Origin of the sequence: Caenibius tardaugens NBRC 16725, from assembly GCF_003860345.1 — a bacterium.
Taxonomy (GTDB): domain Bacteria; phylum Pseudomonadota; class Alphaproteobacteria; order Sphingomonadales; family Sphingomonadaceae; genus Caenibius; species Caenibius tardaugens.
In genome coordinates, this window is sequence record NZ_CP034179.1 from 3020093 (window position 1) to 3040050 (window position 19958).

A 19958-nucleotide genomic window follows, 5' to 3' on the forward strand; every position below is an offset into this window, starting at 1 on the left:
CCTTTTTAAGCGTCAAGGTTTGGGAGGCGCACCCCAATCCGCAGCCAGACCGTCGCGCATGATCTCGAAGCGTTCCTGACCGATCCGTTGCGCAACGACGGCTTCGAGATCGTCGAGAATTGCCGACGCCAGAGTCCGCAGGTCGGCGGCGTCGGGGTGAAAATCCACGATCCGTGCCCGGCGATCATCGGGATCTGACGTGAGGATCACGATGTTGCGCTTTTCAAGATCGACCAGAATCTGGCTGATTGCCTGACGCGATACACCCAGATTGCGCGCGATACGGATCGCACGATGCTCCCCCGCTGCAATATTGGCCAGCAAGAGCGATTGCGTGCGGCTGACATCGGGATATCCGGTTTGTTCCAGCCTCGCTTGCAGCGCCTCGTCGAACCAATAAACTGCCGAGAGCAGATTCATCATCAGGATATTATGCTTAATCAACGCTGTAATTGTTCCTGATCTGCCAAACTCGATGTTGCTATTGCAGTGCGGGGCAATTCGCGCAAGCGGATCAACCACGCGGGCTGTGGGAAGGGATGCCTTACCAGAAGGCCGCCCGCAAGGCGCGTTTGTCGATTTTGCCTGCGGCGGTCAGCGGAAAGGGGGCTTGCGGGAATGAGACGCTGCTGGGGGATTTGAAAGCGGAAATCCGCGAACGGCAGAACGCGATGATTTCGTCCTCGTCGGCGGTTGCACCATCGCGCAGACGCACGATCGCGTGGACGGCTTCGCCCCAGCGTTCGCTGGGGATGCCGATGACTGCGCATTCCTCCACCGCGTCATGCTGCAGCACGGCCCGTTCGACTTCGGCGGCGTAGACGTTCTCACCACCGGTGACGATCATTTCCTTGATCCGGCCAACGATGAACAGGAAGCCGTCCTTGTCGAGATAGCCGGCATCGCCTGTGTGCAACCAACCGTTGCGGATCGCGGCCGAGGTCTCTTCCGGCCTGTTCCAGTATCCGGGGGACACTGCCGGACCGCGTACAGTGATCTCGCCCGGCTCACCGGGGGCGCATTCGCTATCATCGGGGTGGACGATGCGCAGGTCAGTAAGGGGCAAAGGCTTGCCTGCGGACCGCAACCTTTCCGCATGCGCAGGATCGGTAGAATGGTATTCCGACGAAAGCGTGCTGATGGTCGGACCACCTTCGGTCTGGCCGTAAACCTGATAGAGCCGCACATGCGGCAATGCGTCGAGCGCGCGCGCCAGCGTCGTCTGGGTTATTGGCGATCCGCCGTATGTAAGCATGCGCAGGCTGGACAGATCATAGGTGGCAAACCCTTCGACGGCCAGCAACATGTCGATCATGGCGGGCACCAGTGCGAGATTGGTGACCCGTTCCCGCGCGATCGCTGCCAGTGTTCCTTCCGGCGTAAACCGCTCGAGAATCGTCAGGTTGCAGCCCAACACAGCGGTGATGATCGCATTGAGCGCAGCGACCATGTGGAACATCGGCGCCACGACCAGCAGGCGTTCGTCGTTCTTCGCAGACACGCCATAGGCCCATTGCAAGGCGTTCAGCACCAGCCGTTCGTTGGTGAGGATCACGCCCTTGCCCCGACCGGTGGTGCCACCGGTGTAGAAGATTGCGACAGGCTGGTCGGCCGGACTGCCCACAGGGGGAAAGGCGGTGGCCGCGTCGACCAGTGCATCGAAACTGCCGGCCTCTCCGTCCATGGGCAGAACGGGAACGCCGACTTGGCCTGCCGCTTCACGCGCCAGTTCGACAAAGGGCGGGGCGGCGATGAGCAGCGCGGGGGTGAGATCTTCGAGCTGTTCGACGATCTCGGCAACTGTGAAGCGCGAGTTCACCGGGGCGAAAATCCCCCCCGCAGCCTCGGCTGCGAACGTCATCAGCATATAGGTGATGTTGTTCGGGGATATGAACGCCACCCTGGCCCCGTCGCGCACGCCGTTGTCGTGCAGGACGCGCGCAATTTTCCCTGCGCGTTCAAGTGCATCGCACCAGTTTAACCGTTCTTCCCCGCAGGTAATGGCAAGTTCTTTTTTGCGGAGCCGGGCGGCCCTTTCCAGCTGATTCCAAAGCACGTGCATGGCTGTCTCCCAATAGCAGCGTTGTGCCTCCTGCAAAAAAATATGTCAACTAGCTTTACAATATCTTCGGCTTTGTCTATAAGCTTGACAAAATAGAGGAGAGTCGAGGGGTATGGATGCCATCCGCAATTTCCTGAGCGAGCACTATCTCCAGCTCAAGTTCCTGCATCTCACTGCAGTGATGATCTGGGTCTGGAGTACCTCGGTCGCATACGCGTTCTATCTGGTCCCGGTGTTCAAGGCCTGGCGGCGCAACCCGGACGATGTTGAAATCATTCGTCTGCGCAACTGGGTCATGGAACGTTTCGATCAGGGGGCGATATATGAACATATCGCCTTGCCGGTGGTGCTGGTTACCGGCCCGTTGCTGTTCTGGGCAGGCGGGTTCAATTCCGGCGTTGGCTGGCTGATGCTCAAGCTGCTGATTGTCGTCGGCCTGTTCATCCCGATCGAGATTGTCGACTATTACCTCGCGCATTTTGGCGGGGCCAAGCACCGTTTCCGCGAAGCCGGGGATTGGGAAGGCTATGAGCGTGCGCTGCATCGCCACTGGTGGTTCCTGCTGGTGACGAGCCCGGCGGTGATGATCGCCGGCGTGCTGGTCCTCTTCCTTGCAATCACCAAACCGTTCTGAAGGGGGCTGGCGATGTCCGAAGACAATGTGAAGCAGGATAGTGCGATCGATCCCGAGGCGAAGGACGCGCTTCCTTTCCCCGGCACACCCGCGATGTACCGCAAGATCGCGATATGGGGCAGCCTCGGCCTGCACGCCTATCTGTTCGCCGGTTACTGGGCGATCAAGGTGTTTCTTGCCGGAGAAGCGTGGCCAACCAGCTGGGTGCCGCTGGCGGTAACGGTGGTTTCCGCGGTGCTGTTCGCCCGTTTTTCCTACCGCTGGATCATGCGGCTGGACGCCCGTTACGGCCGCGGGAGCGGCTGGATACTCCATTCAACCAGAGTGAAGCTGCCGTTCGAAAAACCGCGGCGGAAATAATTTTACGCCGAAACGGGCAGCGAAGCCCCCGGCATATATCAAAGGAGAGGAGAGGTAGCATGACAAGGACTTCGGATATTGCGTTGATCGGCGCGCGGCGCGCGCTGTTCTGTTCGGTTGCGGGTCTGGTGCTGGCGGCATCGCCCGCCCTCGCACAAGGATCGGACCAGGGCGCGGCGGCCACTGACGATATCATCGTGACCGCGCAAAAACGCGAACAGAACATTCAGGACGTGCCGATTTCGATGGCGGTCATGGGCGGGCAGAAACTCGCTGAAATGGGGATCAAGGACTTCGCCGAACTCGACCGGTTTGTGCCGAACTTCTACGTGCAGCCGAGCCCGGGCAACAATTCCTACTACATTCGCGGGATCGGATCGACGCCGGGCAACCTTGCGTTCGAACAGACCGTGGGCCTCTTCGTCGATGGCATCTATGGCGGTCATGCCCGGCAGTTTCAGGCGCCGTTCCTCGATGTGGAACGTGTCGAAGTGCTGCGCGGCCCGCAAGGGGCGCTGGTCGGCAAGAACACCAGTGCAGGCGCTATCAGCATTGTCAGCGCAAGGCCGACGAAGGATCTGCAAGCCACGCTTGAAGGGGGCTATGAATTCGAACTGGGCGGCGGAAACCTGTTCGGGATGGTTTCCGGCCCGATCAGCGATGTCGTCAGTGCCCGCGTGGCCGCCCAGTGGGAAAAATCGGATGGCTATGTGCGCAACAAGGGGCTCGACACCATGGATGGCGGGCGTGAATCCTTGTTCGCGCGCGGTTCCGTGCTGATCGATCCGGACAAGGGTTGGGATTTGCTGCTGCGGGTTGAAGGCGGGAAAGTCGATCTGGACGGTACGCCTGCCGAACAGCTGTTCACTGCCAAAGACCCCGATCTCGTGCGCGATACCACCGGCTTTCCCAATTTCGTGGGGCAGGATTGGGACAATACCAAAACGTTGAACGCATCCGCGACGGCGAACATCGATATCGGCGATCACACGCTGACATCGATCACCGGATATTCGTCCTACAAGATGCACAAGCGGATAGACTCCGATTTCCAGCACAGGGTGATGACGGGTTCGGAATTTCGTGAAGATTTCCACCAGTATTCCCAAGAACTTCGTCTGGCGTCTCCGACGACCAGACCGCTGGAATACATCGTTGGGATCTATGGCCATATCAACGATTACGACCTTACCCAGGCAACGCAGATCGCCGCCCTCATCGCGCGGTATTTCAAGCAGGATAACAAGGTCTGGTCGGCTTACGGCAGTGCGACTTACAAGTTCAGCGATCGTCTTCGTCTGACGGGCAGCATTCGCTATACCTACGACCGCAAGACCGCTGATCAGAACGTCTACTCTGGCCCCAATCTCATTCGCACACTGACCGGCAAGCGCGTCGAGAAAGAGTGGGATCCCTCGCTCAATCTGCAGTGGAACGCCAATGACGACGTGATGTTTTATGTCAGCTGGGGGCAGGGCTCCAAGGCCGGCGGATTTATCGGAGGCCAGACCGCGACCACGCAGGCGCAGTTCGAAGTCGATCCGGAACGTTCGGAAACCTGGGAAGCCGGTGCCAAGTTCACCCTGCTCGATCGCAAACTGCGTCTCAACCTTGCGGCTTATCGCACAACCTTCAGCGATCTGCAGGTGTCGGCTTACGATGCGGTCGCCAGCGAAGCCAGCGGCACCAACGTCTGGGTAACGAAGAACGCAGGCAAGGCGCGCAGCCAGGGTGTCGAAGGCGATTTCAGCTTCCGGGTGGTCGATGGGCTGACGCTCAATGGTTCGGTTGCCTATCTCGACGCCAAATACGTCGACTTCGTCGGGGCGCCGTGTTTCTGGAACGAGCCGAAGTGTGCGGTGGACACCAACGATGCCGCTGGCATGCGGCTGCCGCGCAGCCCGAAATGGAGTGGTACGATCGGCTTCGATTTCACCACCCCGATCAACGATCGGCTGGAATTCGCGGCCAACGGCACGATGGCTTTCCGCAGCAAGACCTATCTGGAAGAATCCTATAATCCCATTGCGGCCCAGTCGGCCAATCAGAAAATAGATGCGCGACTGGCTGTGAGGACTTCGGATAAACGTTGGGAAATCGCGCTGGTCGGCAAGAACCTGACCAACAAGATCACATCGTCCTACGCATTTGGAACACCTGGTCTCGTGCCGAGTGATCCTGGCGGTATTTCGAAGTTCGTGCTTCAGCCGCGGACAATCGCGATCCAGGCACGGTTTAATTACTGAACGAAGTCTGCGTTTTGGGCAGCGCTCATCCGCAACGGATGAGCGCTGCAAGAGAGGGGGTCTGAAAATGCACGAATGTTTGGACTTTAATCTGCTCGATCCGGACTGCTTTGCCAGCGGGCATCCGCATGATGCCTATGATCGTTTGCGCAGAGAAGCACCGGTCAGTCGGCAGGATGGGGGCGATGGCCGCCCACCCGTATGGCTGCTGACCCGTTATGACGACGTTCGGGCGGTTTCGCTGGATCGTGACCGTTTCAGTTCGGCCAGCGGGTTTCGGGTGCATACGGAACGCCGAGCCGCCATGGCGCCGGAAATCGCCGAGGTTCTTGGCCGCTTCATGTTGTCCATGGACGAGCCGGAACACAGCGATTTTCGCAAGGTGGTCAGTTCATGCTTCATGCCTGCTGCCCTGTCCGGGCTCGAACCTCTGATCCGCAGCAACACGGCGCAGATGATGGCCGGATTGCGTGACAAAGGGGAAATGGAGTTTGTCAGCGAGATCGGCGCTATCGTGCCGATCAAGACTGTCTGCGCAGTGATGGGGGTCCCGCCTGAAGACGAATGGCGGGTGTTCGAGTTCACCAATGCCGTATTCGGTACCGACGACCCCGAATATGCGCCGTCGCTGGAAAAGGCGAACGAGCACTATCTCGCCATATTCGACTATGGCTGGTCCATGCTGGAAAAACGACGGCAGGACCCGCGCGACGATCTTCTGACCCGGATTGCAACGGCCCGGCTTCCCGATGGTCGGGCGCTTACCCGGACCGAGCAGATCAGCTTCTTCTCCAACATGATCGCGGCTGGCAACGAAACCACACGCAGTTCGCTTTCGGGGGCGGTGTGGTGTCTGGCAAACCATCCGGATGTGCGGCAAATGCTTGTCTCGGATACGACGCTGATCCCGCAGGCGGTTCAGGAACTGCTGCGCTGGTTCAGCCCGGTGTTCCAGATGGCGCGCACGGCCTTGTGCGATCTGGAACTGGGCGGCGAAACTGTTCGTGCGGGCGATAAGGTTGCCTTGCTCTACGGTGCCGCCAATCACGATCCGGCGGTATTCGCCGATCCGCACCGGCTGGATATCCATCGTGCAAACGCGAACCGCCATGTGACCTTCGGTTACGGTATTCATCACTGTCTGGGGTTAAGACTGGCAGTGATGCAATTGACGATTCTTCTGGAACAGTTTCTGGAGAAGTATCCGAACTATAAGGTTCTTGCCGAACCCGAATATATTCGTTCCAATTTTGTCGGAGCGATGAAAAGGCTTCCGGTTTCTCTTGACGGTTAGGCAATGCTTTGCCGTCAGGCGAATATCGTTTCCGATTTTCTTCCGGATTTGAATATCCGGGATTTGGTGTTCAATACGAGGAGGATGTGGTGATGGCCGTAATCGTTCGAAGCAGTGTTGTTTTCGCGCTATCTGCAATGCTTGCGGCCTGCGGATCGCCATCCGATCAACCCGATGCGTCTGACACCGGCGTAGCCCCGAATTCGGAAGAGGTGGCCGGGCCGCAGAGCGCGCAAACGGATCAAGCGTCTCCAGACACCGGGGCGGCGGCGCGTCCGGCGGCATTCGCGCAATGCGTGTCGTGCCACAGTGTGGAGCCGGGCAAGCACGGGGTTGGCCCCAGTCTGGCGAATATTATGGGGACGAAAGCGGGCGATATACCCGGTTTCAACTTTTCACCGGCGCTCAAGGAAAGTGGGCTGGTCTGGAATGACGAGACGCTCGACCAATGGCTCGCATCGCCGCGCAAATTGGTTCCCGGCACGCGGATGGCCTATGCCGGGATGAGCAATCCGGCACAGCGCAAGCAAGTGATCGAATATATCAAGACACTGAAGTAAGCCGCTGCGTGGCTGGTGCAGAAAACGGGGGGCCACATGCCCCCCGTTTTTGTGTCATCATACGAGCGGGTGGTTTGGCGGCAGATCGAGAACATTGCGCCCGACCACTTCACGCGTGGCATCCCAATCCCAGAACGCATGCGAACAGACTGTGTTGAGATCGCGCCAGAAACGCTGCAGCGGCTGGTTCAGGTGGAAGCTGGAAGCACCGGCATTGTTCATCATCGCCGCCACGGTATCGCGGCAATGCCGCGACAGGAACGCCAGCTTGCCCTTGAGCGCCAGGCGGTCCCCCAGATCGAATGGCCGCGCGTGCAGGATTGCTTCGGTCGTATCGATGATCTGCCGGGCGAGGTCATGTGCGATATCTGTGGCGATGCGAAATTCACCCAGCATCACATGCGCGAGTTGTTGTTCCTTCACCACAGAACCGCTGTAATTGCGCACGCGCTTGCCCACCAGTGCCTCATAAGCGTGCATGGCGCCGATCAGGCCGCCCGACAGGACACCCGCCACCGTACAATAGGCCAGCGGCAGCATCGGGATGGAGTAGAGCGGATTTTCGTACAGCCGGGATGCCTCGGTCGTGCCGAGACGGAACTCGTTGCTGGGCGCCGCGCGATGATCGGGCACGAAAACATCGTCCACGACGATATCGTTGCTGCCCGTGCCGGCCATACCCGCAAAGAACCAGACATCATCGACCTTGACGTCGTCAAACGGCAGAATGAAGCTGTAGGGGCCATGTTCTGTGAAGCCGCTGACAAAGACCCAGTCGGCATGCATGATCCCTGATCCCCAGGATGCGCGGCCGCTGACTTTCCAGCCGCCCTCAACCCGTTCTGCCTTCATGGTCGGGGCATTGGCGCCCGGCATCAGGCAGAACCCGCGCTGGCCATACATTTCCTGCTGCAACTGTTCGCCAAACTTGGCCGGATAGACGTTGTGGTTGATGTAGAACGAGGCGATCCAGCCGGTGGATACGCAGCCCGCGCTGATTTCTTCCACCACTTCAAACATTGTTGCGAGATCCGATTCCGGGCCGCCCCAACGCGCCGGGACGAGCATCTGCATGATCCCGGCGTCGATGAGATCCTGAATGGTGCTGTCCAGCGGTTTGCGCGCGGCTTCGGTTTCGGCGGCGCGGCTTTCAATCACGGGACGCAGTGCTTTTGCGCGCGTCACCAGCTGTTCGTTTGTCGGTGTCATTGGCGTGTCTCCCAGTTCATGGCACGCGTTCTAGCATTAAATATCCACTTGTCTATTTAATTGTGTGGTGTCGCGCTGGAATCGGATAAAAGGGGGGATGATGACTGACAGCAGTGCCAGACGCCGCCGGGGGCGCCCCCTCTCGATGATGAAAACGCGGTCGATGAACAGGAATGCCTGCGCGTCGCGCTGGAAGCGTTCGCCCAAAGCGGTTTTGATGGCACCTCGGTGCGCGAAGTCGCTCGCACGCTGAATATCAGTCACGGCTTGCTGAACGCCAAGTTCGGGTCGAAGCGGGCCTTGTGGGAGGCTGCGGTCGATCACGGCATGGAAACCCTGCACGCGCATATGTCGCGATTGCCGGAGAAGAGCGCGGACGCCGGGGACATTGTGGAACGGATGCGGATCGCCTGCCGCAATTTCGTGGTCGGGCTTACCGAGATGCCAGCGATCGTGCGTTTGATGAATGTGGAGGGGGCCAGCCCCAGCGATCGGCTCGATCATATCGCCACCAAGTTTTTCCGCAGGCGAACATGGCCATTGCAGATCCTGCTCAGGGAAGGGCAGCAGGCGGGGCTATTCCGCAATGTGCATCCGACCGTACCATTCACACTGCTGGCGCATGGGGCGGGGGCGCTGGTTGCGCTGCGCCCCTTGTTGCACGCTGCAGATGCGGCGCAGAACAATCCGATACAGGATGCCTGTGAAGCCGCCGATATCATTGTCCAGGGCTTGCTGGTGGACCGCGCGCTCATGGCAGACAGTTCCGCCTTGGATACGCCGTAGCGTTATTCCCCTGCCCGGGGACAACCATCTATAATTGTGATTATTTTCCCGTCATTTTGACATATTTTTTGTCAAATTTCGCGTTGGCTAGCGGCGCTCTAGCGACTATTGGTTAGAAAATTGTCGATTTTTGTCACGAGGTGAAATTTGCTTCTCTCCGACCGGGCCTATTTGATTATTCCCCTGCTGCAAGGTTACGAATGGTTTGACGAAGGGCTGCAACGTTCGTTGCGCGCGCGGGAATGGCCGGCTTTGACGCGGCCGGAATCGATGATCATGATCCATGTCCTGCTGGAGATGACCAAGCCTTCGGAAATTGCGCGCAGTCTCGGGCTAACGCGTCAGGCGGTGCATCGCACTTTGGGCAATATTTGCGAGAAGGGTCTGTTCGAAATGAAGCCCGATCCTGAAGATGGACGCGGTTCGGTCATCGAACTGACGGAACAGGGCAAGGCCATGCGGCAGGATGCGCAGCATATCGTCAATCTGATGTTTGCCGAACTTCGCTACCGGCTGGGGGAAGACAAGATCGCTGCCCTTGCCGAAGTCCTGTCGATGGATTGGGGACCGATTCCCTCGTTCGGGCTGAATGATCGCCGGCTTACCTGACGGGCGCGCTCGTGCGTGCAGGCAGATGTGCGGGGGCAACAAGGCCGGGCCGATGCGCCCCCGCGACCGGATGCGTCAGGCGTAGAAGTTGAGCGGCAGGCCGGGACGCGGCCAGCGGCAGCGATAGATTTTGCCGCTGCTTGATCCGGTTGCCCAGACATCGCGCATATCCTTGCCGCCGAACACCAGATTGGTGACGGATAGATCGGGGAAGGGCACGTGTTCATGGGTGCCGTCGGGGCTGAAGACCGTGATGCCGCCTTCGACCAGCGTGCCGACACAGACTTTCCCATCGGCTTCCACCTTGAGGCTATCAAGCAGTTGAAAACCCGGAAGTGTCGCAATGAGGTGGCCGGGAAGCCAGGGGGCAGGCGGTGCTTTCGCAATGCCGGGCCCATCCAGATCGATGGCGAATAGCCGGCCCGTCTGCGTATCGGCGAAATAGATGCGGTCGCCAGCAGGCGACAGGCCGATCCCGTTGGGTGACAGCAAGTCGCCCCGGATTTTGGTGATCTGGCTGCCATCGGCCCGGGCATAGTAAATCGCGCCGTGATCGCGCCGGTCGGGATAGCTTTTGCCATGATCGGTGAACCAGAAACCGCCGGTCTTGTCGAACACGAGATCGTTGGGGCCGCGCAGCGGTTCATCGCCGCAGTGATCGTACAGCACTGTCACTTTACCGGTCTTCAGATCGACGCGTTGAATGCTGCCGCCCTTGTAATCGGCCGCAGCGTGGCTGGGGATCAGATGCCCTTGCACTTCATGCCATTCGAAGCCGCCGTTGTTGCAGATATAGACTGCGCCATCCGGTCCGATCGCGGCGCCGTTTGGTCCGCCGCCGGTTTCCGCAACGACTGTGACCTTGCCGTCGGTGCCCAGTCGCGAGAGCGTGCCATGACGCACGTCGACGAACAACAGGCTGCCGTCTTTCATGATCACCGGGCCTTCAGGGAAGCCCACTCCTTCGGCGACAACTTCGATCTGCATGGTCTCTCCCTTTCTTTCGGTAACAGAACTGGTGCGCGCCAACGCGGGCGATAGGGGCAGCAGGACCGTTGTGGCCCCCAGTGCGGCGAGAAGCTGCCGCTTGGTCATATGCCCGGTATGAGGGCTGACAGAGTGGGGGCGCTGTGCGGTCATACGTGTTTATCCATCTGCGGATGATGCTGGCGAGCAATGCTGTTTGCGCAGGTCGCCTTTCAGCACTTTGCCCGCGCCATTGCGCGGCAGCGGCGTTGCGATCACTTCGAGACTGCGCGGAATCTTATAGCCTGCCAGAGACTGGCGGCAAAATGCGATCATCTCGTCGCGTCCCAAGGTCATGTCCGGCACGAGCGTGACAACGGCATGCACGCGTTCCCCCCACTTCTCGTCCGGGACCCCAATTACGGCGCATTCGTGTACGGAAGGGTGCGCGGAGAGGACGTTTTCGACCTCAATCGAATAGACGTTCTCGCCACCTGTCACGATCATGTCCTTGAGGCGATCGGTGATATAGATGAAGCCATCCTCATCCATGAATCCGGCATCGCCAGAGTACATCCAGCCATCGCGCAAGGCAGCCTGCGTTTCTTCGGGGCGGTTCCAGTAGCCGAGCATGAGATTGTCGCCCCGGCCGATGATTTCGCCGAATTGTCCGCGGGGCACTTCGGCGCCGGTTTCATCGACGACACGCAATTCATAGCCGTATCCGGCAACCCCGGCCGATTTCAGCTTTTCGGGGTTGGCGGCATGACGATGGTATCGCCTGGAAAGGAACGAAATCGAGGGCATTTCGGTCATGCCGAAACCCTGAATGAAGTCGACGGACGGGAGCTTTTCCCGCGCGTGGAGATAGGTGCCCCAAGGCATCGGGGCCCCGCCGTAACCCAATACTTTCAGGCGCGAGAGATCGCGATTTGCCAGATCCGGGCTGCGTGCGATACGATCGATAATGACCGGAACGGTAAAGCTGTGGGTCACGCCATACTGCTCGATCGCGTCGAGCAGCGAGCGATCGTCCAGTTGACGGATCAACACATGGGTGCCCGCGACCATCGTGACGACGAAGATCGCAAAGTCGGCGAGATGGAACATCGGTGCGGAATGCAGCACGACGCCATCTTCATCCAGTTTGAGCTGCATAATCAGGTTGGCAGCCATGGCGTGCAGGGAACCATGGCTGTGCATCACGCCTTTGGGCAGGCCAGTTGTCCCACCGGTATAAAAGATACCGGCCAGATCCTGATTGCCGCAAACAGCGAAGGCGGCGGGTTCGTGCGCGGCGATCAGGTGTTCGATATGCGTATCGACCCCTGCCAGTTCGCCAAATCCCACGATGTGATCGACAGGGGCGCCCCGCAGGCTTTCCCCTTGTGCGGAATATCCTTCACCAATGAGGAGAACGCGCGCGCCGGCATCTTCCAACTGAACCCGCAATTCGGGCAAGGCGAGCCGTGTGTTGAGCGGCACGGCAACCGCACCCATGCCGAACAGCGCGTAGAGGCTGTGGTAATAGGCCGCGCAATTGTTGGCGAGGATCGCCACCCTGTCACCGCGCCGGATGCCCAGCGAAGCGAACCCGGCAGAAAGCCGCGCAACACGATCGGCAACCTGCGCCCAGGTATAGACATCCGGCCCATCGATCATTGCCGTATGGTGGGGGCGTGTCGCGGCAGCGCGGCGGAGGGCCTGTATCAGTTCGATCGGATCTCTCCCCCGGTCGGCCGGCTTTCCGCATCTGAGGACCATGCCGAAGGCCAGGCCAGACCCGCCGCCTCAAGCTGCGGTTGGGTTCGCGCGAACCATTCGGGCAGATCGCTCCAGTCGAAGTATTCCTCGAGCCAGGTTATGCGGCCGTTGGTTGTCCGGCACACAAGGCATGCAGACGCTTCGAGCACATAACCGTCGGCTGCGGTTGCCACCAGATTGTGTTGCAGGATGAAGCCTCCGGGGAATTCCTGCACGCGCCGGTCGTGATATTCCCGCGTCACGGAACGGGCGACGAACCCCCGCAGCACTTCCAAGTTTTCATCACGGGATACGGACTTGCGGGTACCATTGTGCCAGAGCACGGCATCCGGCGTGATGCAGTCCATGGCCGAGGCCAGATCGCCCCTCTCGATAGACGAGAGGAAGCGATTGGCCAGATCTTCGGCTGACAGATGAGGCATGTTTGCCAGCCTCCCGATCAGAACTCGAAGCCGATATCGATGCCGTATTCACGGGGCGGGTTCCACGCCCGCAGCGACATCAGATTGCCGACGGTGAAGGTGTTGGTCATCACCTTTTCATTGGTCAGGTTCTTGCCCCACAGCGTGAAATGAACCCCGTTTTCGAGCTTCAGCGTAAGGCTGGCGTCAAGCTTGTCGTTCGCGGGGCGCAGCGCGAGGTCGCTGTACGCATTGATCGGCGTGAATGTCGTGTACTGCTTGGAGGCGTGGCTCCAGGTTGCCTGGGCGCTCAATTCGCCGATCCCGACATCGCCGGTCCAGTTGCCGGTCAACCCGAAGTTCCACTTCGGCGCGAACGTAATGGGGAGGTTGGAACGATTGATCGTTCCGAGCCCATCACCAAGATTGGCGACGAAGTTGCGGAAAGCAGCGTCCAGATAACCGAGCGAGCCGGAGAGGGTGAACCCGCCGAGGCGCAGCGCTGTTTCCAGTTCCACACCCTTGTAACGCGATGTTGCGGCATTGCGCACCAAGGTCTGGTTGATGTTGCCGATATTTTCCTGAACGCTGATCTGCTGATCGGAATAGTCCATCTGGAACAGCGTGCCGTTCAGCGTCAGCATGCGGTCGAAGAGCTGGCTCTTGAAGCCGATTTCGTAGTTTTTCAGCCGTTCGGGTGCATAGGGGCCGACCACTGTGAAATTGGCGGCGCGCCCATTGAAGCCGCCCGAGCGGTAGCCTTCGGAATAGAGCGCATAGAGCATCAGGTCCGGGTTTACCTTATAGTTGATCCCGAACTTGGGCAGGAAATCGCTGAACGATACCGAGAAGGTCTGCGATGAGGGGAAGAACAGCGGCTGGGTGCTGAAACGCTTCTTCTCATGGCCCCAGCGGCCGCCGGCGGTGACGGTCAGGCCGTCGATGACTTCGTAATCGAGCTGACCGAACACGGCGAACGCTTCTGCGGTCTGGCTGGAATAGGCGATCGAACCGGCTTCGGGAGAGCCGAACAGGGTGCCGTATTGCCGGGTGGCGATTTCATACCGCTGCTTCATGAAATAGGTGCCGAGAACGTAGTTCAGACGGCCCGTTTCACCCGCAAGGCGGAGCTCTTCGCTGACCTGATAGTGGGTTTCGTTGCGATCCACCTGGAAAAACCGGACCTGTTCGCCGTCAAAGTCGGTGTTGGTGTGCACCTTGGTGTCGCGATAGCCCGTGATCGAGGTCAGCTTGCCGATCGGCGTTTCCAGATTCATGTTGAGCGTCACGCCCCAGATGTTCAGCTTCACGCTGTCCGGGTCGCCGATATAGGTATGGTAGGGCTTGCCGTCGTCGTCTGCGGGATATCCGGCCAGCGCGAGGGCCTGTTTGGGCAGGCTGGCATTTTCCAGCGGCGCGCCCGAGCCTCTGATCCGGGTGTAGTCGGCGATCAGGGCCGCGTCGAAGCCCCCGTTCTCGTAAGCAAGCGTGCCACGGATAGACCGGGTGCGATCACGCGGTCCTTCGCGGCCGTCGCTGTTGTGATAGTAGCCGTCATAGTCCTTGTAGAGACCCGAAATCTTGCCCGACAGGGTTTCGGTAATCGGTGCCTTGACCGATGCGCGCACTTCGCGCCGCCCGAAATTACCGATAGTGCCCTGGATTTTGCCGCCGAACGTGCCATCGGGGCGGGCCGTTTTCACGCTGATGGCGCCGCCGATGGTGTTGCGGCCGAAGAAGGTTCCCTGCGGGCCGCGCAGAACCTGCACGGATTCGACATCGTAAAGGTCGAGCAGGGCGCCGACGTTGCGGGAAAGATAGACGCCGTCGATTTCCGTGCCGACAGTCGGTTCGAATGTGGATTCGACGTCAGCGAAACCCAGACCGCGAATGGAGAACGTGCCAGCGAACTGGTAGGCGCCCACAGGGGCAAGGCTGACATTCGGCACTTTGGCGTTGAGATCGGAAACGTCGTTGATTTTGCCCGATTCCAGCGCCGCTTCCCCGAATGCGGAAATGGCGAGTGGTACTTCCTGCAAGCGCTCGTCACGGCGTTGTGCGGTAACGACGATGTCGTTGTTCGATGCCGCAGCCTCTGCTTGCGGTGCGGTTTGCGCTTCTTGCGCGTTTGCCAGGCCAATGCTCGAAGTGCCGGCCAGCAGTAAAGCGCTCCACGACAGGTGAACCCATCCAGTCATAATGCATCCTCTCCCTTTTCGCACGGGTACCGGGCAGCCGATTGGTTTCCTCTGAGCGGTGAACGCACCGTCCTTCACGGTAAGGCTGCCCCCGTGATCACGAGTCGCATTGTCACTTATATTGACGTATAATGTCAATAGATTTGACTTAAAGGGGTGGCGGCACACGGGAATCTACCGATATTGGCCCCGCCCGTAAGCTTGCAAGCTGCTCTGCAAGATACATTTTTGCAGAATATATAGTCAACTTATTTGACAAAATATTATGGCGCGAGTCTAATGACGCCACAGTCGAAAGGGAAAGAAATGGAAGCCAGTGGTCCGCTGCAAGGCGTACGGTTGATCGAAATGGATGCCATCGGCCCGGTGCCGTTGTGCGGCATGATTCTGGCAGATCTCGGCGCCGATGTTGTACGCATAGCCCGGCCTTCGGGTCAGGCGGCTTATGACGATCTTGGCGAAGCCGTCGTGCATCGCGGCAGGCGCACCGTTTCACTCAATCTGAAAGATCCGGAAGGGCGCGCTGCGTTCTTTTCTCTGGTGGAGCAGGCCGACGGTTTGATGGAAGGGATGCGCCCAGGTGTGATGGAACGGCTTGGCCTGGGACCGGATGCTTGCCTCACGCGCAATCCCCGTTTCGTTTATGGGCGGGCGACGGGCTGGGGGCAGACCGGGCCGCTGGCGCATACCGCCGGGCATGACATCAACTATATTGCCATGACAGGCGCGTTGCACGCGATCGCCCAGAAGGATCAGTTGCCGACTGTGCCGCTCAATCTCGTGGGCGATTATGCGGGCGGGACCATGTTTCTGGCCCTGGGGATGGTTTCGGCCATTCTTTCCGCACGCAGCACCGGGCAGGGGCAAGTAGTGGATGCGGCGATTGTCGATGGCGTTGCCAATCTTATGGCGCTGTTTCACGCCTATCTCGCCACGGGTAGCTGGGTGGATCGGCCGGCCGCCAATTTCCTCGATGGCGCGGCGCCCTATTACCGCTGCTATGCTTGTGCGGATGGCGGGCAGGTCGCGATCGGGCCGCTGGAACCGCAATTCTTTGCGCGCTTGCTGGAGGGGCTGGACATTCCCGCAGATCGGTTCGTGCAGAGCGATCAGTCGCAATGGCCTGCTATGGAACACGCGTTCGCGACGGCCTTTGCGGCGAAGCCGCGCAGCCATTGGGAACAGGTTTTTGCAGGCACCGATGCCTGCGTTTCGCCAGTGCTGTCCATGCATGAGGCGATGGTCCACCCGGCCAATACGGCGCGTGGTGTGTTCGTTGCGCGCGATGGCGTGATGCAGGCCGCGCCGGCGCCCCGGTTTTCGATCACCCCCGGCGCCATTCGCGAAAGCGAAATGATCACTGCCGAAGCGTTGTTGGCCGAATGGTCCGCGAATTGATCACCCCGAATGGGGCGCAAGATATACTGTAAGGAAGAGAATGATGGCGAATATTCTTGTTGTTTTCTACTCACGCGATGGTGCGACAGAGGCCTTGGCAAACGCCATTGCCGAAGGCGCGGCGGCTACAGGGGCGACCGTGCGCCTGCGCCGCGCGCGTGAACTGGTCAGCGATGAGGTGATGGCGCTGGCACCCGGCTGGGCCGAAAATGCCGCGCGGATGAATGCCCTGTACGAAGCGCCCACTGTCGAGGATGCGCAGTGGGCTGATGCGATCATTATCGGGTCGCCATCGCGCTTCGGTCTGGTCAGTTCGGAAGCGAAAGCGTGGCTCGACAGCCTTGGTGGATTGTGGGCGCGGGGCAAATTGGCTGGAAAGGTCGGATCGGCGTTCTGTTCATCGGGGTCTGCCCATGGGGGCAATGAGATGACCAGCTTCACATTGACAGTGCCCATGGCGCATTTCGGCATGATCATCGTGCCGCCCGGATTTGCCGATCCGGCGATGTTCGCGGCCGGCACGCCCTATGGCGCCAGTGCGATTACACAGAACCAGCCGGGCTATCAGTTGTCGCAGGAAGAACGCGCCGCCGCACGCTTTCAGGGGCAGCGGGTGGCGCAAGTGGCGCAAAAGCTCACGTCTGCCTGAAGTCTGTCCGGCCGGGCAGGGGGCTGTCGCCCGCCCGGCCGGATCAGCATTGTCAGGCGAATTTCCCCTTGTTCGGTCCGGTATAGCCGAACAGATAGGCCCCGACCTTGCGCATCTGAATCTCTTCCGATCCTTCGGTGATGCGGTAGCGGCGGTGATGGCGATAAATGTGTTCGAAGGGCTTGTGCCGGGAGTAACCGATCCCGCCGTGAACCTGCATCGCCCGGTCAGCGGCCTGGCAGACCAGTCGGTTCGCCCAGTAGTTGCACATGGAAATCTTGTCCGACAACTCGCGCTCGACCGTCTTGTGCTCCATCCGGTCCATTTGCCATGCCGTCTTGTAGATCATCAGACGCAGCATTTCGATCTGGGTGGCCAGTTCCACGAGGGGGAACTGAATGCCCTGATTGCGCGCCAGTTCCTGCCCGAAGGGTTTGCGGGCGCGTGCGTACTTGACGCTTTCCTCGACACAATAGGTCGCCGCGCCCAGTGACGAGGCTGCCTGCCGGATGCGGTTCTGATGAACGAAGCTCTGCGCAATGGCGAGCCCGCCATCAACCGGCCCGAGAATGGCGCTATCGGGTACCCAGCAATTGGCGAAGGTCATGCGCGGGTGATCGGTGGGCATATTGAAGGTCCACAGATACTCGTCGACGGTCATGCCCGGGGTGCCCGTCGGTACCAGGAAACAGGTGATGCCCGCGGCATCGCCGGCTTTGCCGCTGGTGCGTGCGAAGCAGGCGCAGTGGCTGGCAACATGCATGTTGGTGATCCACATCTTGCTGCCGTCGATGCGCCAGCCATCCACGCCGTCACGTGTTTCACGCACGGCGACCGTTTCCATATGGGTCGCGTCCGATCCGTGGTCGGGCTCGGTCAGGCCGAACGCGACAATGCGGCTGCGGTCGAACCCGCCGGGAATGAATTCGTCTTTCTGGGCATCAGTCCCGAATGCCTCGAACATCAGCACGAACGGGAAATTGCCGACAATCGAATGTTCGTTCTGCAAATCGTTGTGCAGGCCAAGCCCCTTGCGCGTCAAATGGTCGCGGATGACGGCCATCCACAGGTTGGAGCCCTCCTTGCCGCCATATTTCTTGGGAGCTGAGAAGCGGAAATGCCCGGCGCGGTTGGCGCGTTCCTGGGCCTGATGCAGCAGCGCTTCCCATTCGTGCCGCGGAAGGCCGCCTGCTTCGAAATCGGTCCGCGCATATTCCCTGCGGTGATCGAAGAAACGAATGTTGTCGTCGGCCAGTTCGAGCGGGCGAATTTCGTTTTCAATAAAGGCGTCGAGTTCGCCCAGATAAGCGACAAGATCCGTTGGCAGGTCAAAATCCATGGCTCTTTCTCCTCTACCCAATCCGCAGGCGTCCCCCTGTGTCGGCTTCGGGTTTCAAAATGTCAATCAACTTGACAAAAAACAAAAGATGTCGCAGCCTCCCCCTGTCAGCGCGATAACGTTGGATATCGGCGGCTGGCCATCCCGGTTCATGGGAATTTATGTTACAAAGTTGACGGTAAATGTCAATAAAGTTGACGCTATGCGATTCGTCGGGTATGTGAAACTTGAGGCATTCGCCAGAAAACAACGGTGTGGAGAGGGGCAGTGGCTTCCATGAATGGCCGCAATGTGTTGCTTACAGGGGCATCCTCCGGAGTCGGACGCCATCTCGCGCGCTTGCTGGGTGCGAAGGGCGCGAATGTCATCTGTTGCGCCCGCAGGCAGGCGGAACTCGATAGCCTGGTTGTAGAAATAGAAGCCGCTGGCGGGCAGGCGCTCGCGCAAGTGTGCGATGTCACGGATGCCGCGTCGGTGGCGGCTGCGTTCGATGCCGCCGAAGAACGCTTCGGGCTGGTGGATTCGACGATTGTCAACGCAGGCATCACCAATGCGATGCCTGCCATCAGAATGTCGGTCGAGTCGTTCGATCAGCTGATGGCGATCAATCTGCGCGGTGCGTTTCTTACCGCACGCGAAGCCGGTGCGCGGTTGATTGCTGCGGGTGAGGGCGGCCTTACCCGACCGCGCCGTGTGGTGTTCATCGCCTCGACTGCCGGGCGCAAGCCCGAGCGTGGCGCGGCGGCTTATGGTGCGAGCAAGGCGGGCATGATCATGATGGCCAAGACGCTCGCGCTGGAATGGGCGCGCCATGAGATCAACGTCAACGCGGTTCTGCCCGGCTTCATGCCGACAGATATCATTGCCGATTATCTCGATAGCGAAGCGGGTCAGAAGCAGATCGCGGGCTGGCCGCGCAAGCGGACCATGCCGGTCGAAGATCTCGATGCGGCGATGCTGTTCCTGCTTTCGGCAGGCTCGCGCTCGGTATCGGGCATCGAACTCGTTGTCGACGATACGCAATCACTGGCCTGAAGGCCTGAGGAAGGGAAGCATACCATGTCTGAACATCCGCAAGCGCGTCCGATCAAGGGGGTGCATCACACCGCGTTCCGCTGCCGTGACGCTGCGCAGACCATCTGGTTTTACCGGGATGTCCTGGGCCTGGTCGATCCGACCGGCGTGGTGTTGGAAGAAGTGACCGGTACGGGCGAGAACGACCCCTACATGCATGTGTTTTTCCAGATGAAGAATGGGGAATACATCGCCTTTTTTGATGCGCCCGGTTCAGCCGATCCGGACTGGTTCGCCCGCAAGGAAAGCTTCGATATGCACTATGCGTTCGAAGTGGCCTCGGAAGAGGACCTGCTGGCGATGCAGGCGCGCATACAAAGCTTTGGCGTGACCGCGCTGGGGCCTGTCGATCATCACGATTTTGTCCGCTCGATCTATATGTACGATCCCAACGGCATCCAGATCGAAC

General features: G+C 59.7%; 19 protein-coding genes and 1 pseudogene. 11 read left to right on the forward strand and 9 right to left on the reverse strand.

Going from position 1 to position 19958, the window contains the following annotated elements; all coding sequences use genetic code 11:
* Positions 1–12: 12 nt before the first annotated feature.
* Together EGO55_RS14200 and EGO55_RS14205 are read right to left on the reverse strand one after the other, a co-directional pair.
* The gene (locus tag EGO55_RS14200; protein ID WP_052023587.1) at positions 13–423 is read right to left on the reverse strand and encodes a MarR family winged helix-turn-helix transcriptional regulator; all 411 of its coding nucleotides are present in this window, start codon (positions 421–423) and stop codon (positions 13–15) included.
* A 121-nt stretch (positions 424–544) separates the two neighbouring features.
* Positions 545–2062 (reverse strand): AMP-binding protein, encoded by a 1518-nt coding sequence (locus EGO55_RS14205; protein ID WP_021688721.1) that lies wholly within the window; start codon positions 2060–2062, stop codon positions 545–547.
* Between the two features lie 112 nt (positions 2063–2174).
* Here EGO55_RS14205 and EGO55_RS14210 point away from each other — a divergent pair, with 112 nt between their 5' ends.
* The 5 genes from EGO55_RS14210 (at position 2175) to EGO55_RS14225 (ending at position 7156) form a co-directional block, all read left to right on the forward strand.
* Positions 2175–2696: a hypothetical protein gene (locus tag EGO55_RS14210; protein WP_021688720.1), complete on the forward strand. Its 522-nt coding sequence runs from the start codon at positions 2175–2177 to the stop codon at positions 2694–2696.
* Positions 2697–2708: 12 nt separating this feature from the next.
* Positions 2709–3056, forward strand: a complete 348-nt coding sequence (locus tag EGO55_RS20605) for a hypothetical protein (protein WP_021688719.1) — start codon at positions 2709–2711, stop codon at positions 3054–3056.
* A gap of 59 nt (positions 3057–3115) precedes the next feature.
* On the forward strand, positions 3116–5302 hold the full coding sequence (locus EGO55_RS14215) for a TonB-dependent receptor (RefSeq protein WP_021688718.1): 2187 nt from the start codon (positions 3116–3118) through the stop codon (positions 5300–5302).
* 67 nt (positions 5303–5369) lie between these two features.
* Positions 5370–6596, forward strand: a complete 1227-nt coding sequence (locus EGO55_RS14220) for a cytochrome P450 (protein ID WP_021688717.1) — start codon at positions 5370–5372, stop codon at positions 6594–6596.
* A gap of 92 nt (positions 6597–6688) precedes the next feature.
* Positions 6689–7156, forward strand: a complete 468-nt coding sequence (locus EGO55_RS14225) for a c-type cytochrome (RefSeq protein WP_021688716.1) — start codon at positions 6689–6691, stop codon at positions 7154–7156.
* A gap of 57 nt (positions 7157–7213) precedes the next feature.
* Here EGO55_RS14225 and EGO55_RS14230 read toward each other — a convergent pair whose 3' ends face one another.
* Together EGO55_RS14230 and EGO55_RS14235 are read right to left on the reverse strand one after the other, a co-directional pair.
* Positions 7214–8365, reverse strand: coding sequence for an acyl-CoA dehydrogenase family protein (locus tag EGO55_RS14230; protein ID WP_021688715.1), 1152 nt, complete (start codon positions 8363–8365; stop codon positions 7214–7216).
* A 36-nt stretch (positions 8366–8401) separates the two neighbouring features.
* Complete coding sequence (locus EGO55_RS14235) at positions 8402–8629, reverse strand: hypothetical protein (protein WP_124916794.1); 228 nt, start codon at positions 8627–8629, stop codon at positions 8402–8404.
* Between EGO55_RS14235 and EGO55_RS14240 the strand changes: the two genes are divergently transcribed.
* Positions 8594–9151 carry a TetR/AcrR family transcriptional regulator gene (locus EGO55_RS14240; RefSeq protein ID WP_429860911.1) on the forward strand — a complete coding sequence of 186 codons (558 nt, stop codon included), beginning with the start codon at positions 8594–8596 and terminating at the stop codon, positions 9149–9151. The genes EGO55_RS14235 and EGO55_RS14240 overlap by 36 nt on opposite strands.
* A 147-nt stretch (positions 9152–9298) precedes the next feature.
* The gene (locus EGO55_RS14245; protein WP_021688713.1) at positions 9299–9760 is read left to right on the forward strand and encodes a MarR family winged helix-turn-helix transcriptional regulator; all 462 of its coding nucleotides are present in this window, start codon (positions 9299–9301) and stop codon (positions 9758–9760) included.
* A gap of 75 nt (positions 9761–9835) precedes the next feature.
* Here EGO55_RS14245 and EGO55_RS14250 read toward each other — a convergent pair whose 3' ends face one another.
* From EGO55_RS14250 to EGO55_RS14265, 4 genes are read right to left on the reverse strand one after another with little or no spacing between them, the layout of a single operon-like run.
* Positions 9836–10900, reverse strand: a complete 1065-nt coding sequence (locus EGO55_RS14250) for an SMP-30/gluconolactonase/LRE family protein (RefSeq protein WP_021688712.1) — start codon at positions 10898–10900, stop codon at positions 9836–9838.
* Between the two features lie 6 nt (positions 10901–10906).
* The gene (locus EGO55_RS14255) at positions 10907–12490 is read right to left on the reverse strand and encodes an acyl-CoA synthetase (RefSeq protein ID WP_021688711.1); all 1584 of its coding nucleotides are present in this window, start codon (positions 12488–12490) and stop codon (positions 10907–10909) included.
* Positions 12436–12912 (reverse strand): nuclear transport factor 2 family protein, encoded by a 477-nt coding sequence (locus EGO55_RS14260; protein WP_021688710.1) that lies wholly within the window; start codon positions 12910–12912, stop codon positions 12436–12438. The genes EGO55_RS14255 and EGO55_RS14260 overlap by 55 nt, the downstream gene beginning before the upstream one ends.
* 17 nt (positions 12913–12929) lie before the next feature.
* Positions 12930–15089, reverse strand: coding sequence for a TonB-dependent receptor (locus EGO55_RS14265; protein WP_021688709.1), 2160 nt, complete (start codon positions 15087–15089; stop codon positions 12930–12932).
* Between the two features lie 306 nt (positions 15090–15395).
* On the opposite strand from EGO55_RS14265, the gene EGO55_RS14270 reads away from it, so the two are divergent.
* Both EGO55_RS14270 and wrbA read left to right on the forward strand, forming a co-directional pair.
* The gene (locus EGO55_RS14270) at positions 15396–16487 is read left to right on the forward strand and encodes a CaiB/BaiF CoA transferase family protein (RefSeq protein ID WP_021688708.1); all 1092 of its coding nucleotides are present in this window, start codon (positions 15396–15398) and stop codon (positions 16485–16487) included.
* 43 nt (positions 16488–16530) lie between these two features.
* Entirely contained in the window at positions 16531–17136 is a 606-nt protein-coding gene (gene wrbA / locus EGO55_RS14275; protein ID WP_084619835.1) for an NAD(P)H:quinone oxidoreductase, read from the forward strand.
* A 52-nt stretch (positions 17137–17188) separates the two neighbouring features.
* Here wrbA and EGO55_RS14280 read toward each other — a convergent pair whose 3' ends face one another.
* Positions 17189–18475, reverse strand: coding sequence for an acyl-CoA dehydrogenase family protein (locus tag EGO55_RS14280; RefSeq protein ID WP_021688706.1), 1287 nt, complete (start codon positions 18473–18475; stop codon positions 17189–17191).
* 276 nt (positions 18476–18751) lie between these two features.
* Here EGO55_RS14280 and EGO55_RS14285 point away from each other — a divergent pair, with 276 nt between their 5' ends.
* Positions 18752–19510, forward strand: coding sequence for an SDR family NAD(P)-dependent oxidoreductase (locus EGO55_RS14285; protein ID WP_021688705.1), 759 nt, complete (start codon positions 18752–18754; stop codon positions 19508–19510).
* Positions 19511–19534: 24 nt separating this feature from the next.
* A pseudogene (locus EGO55_RS21755) lies at positions 19535–19948 on the forward strand (VOC family protein); the annotation flags it as partial.
* Between the last annotated feature and the right edge of the window lie 10 nt (positions 19949–19958).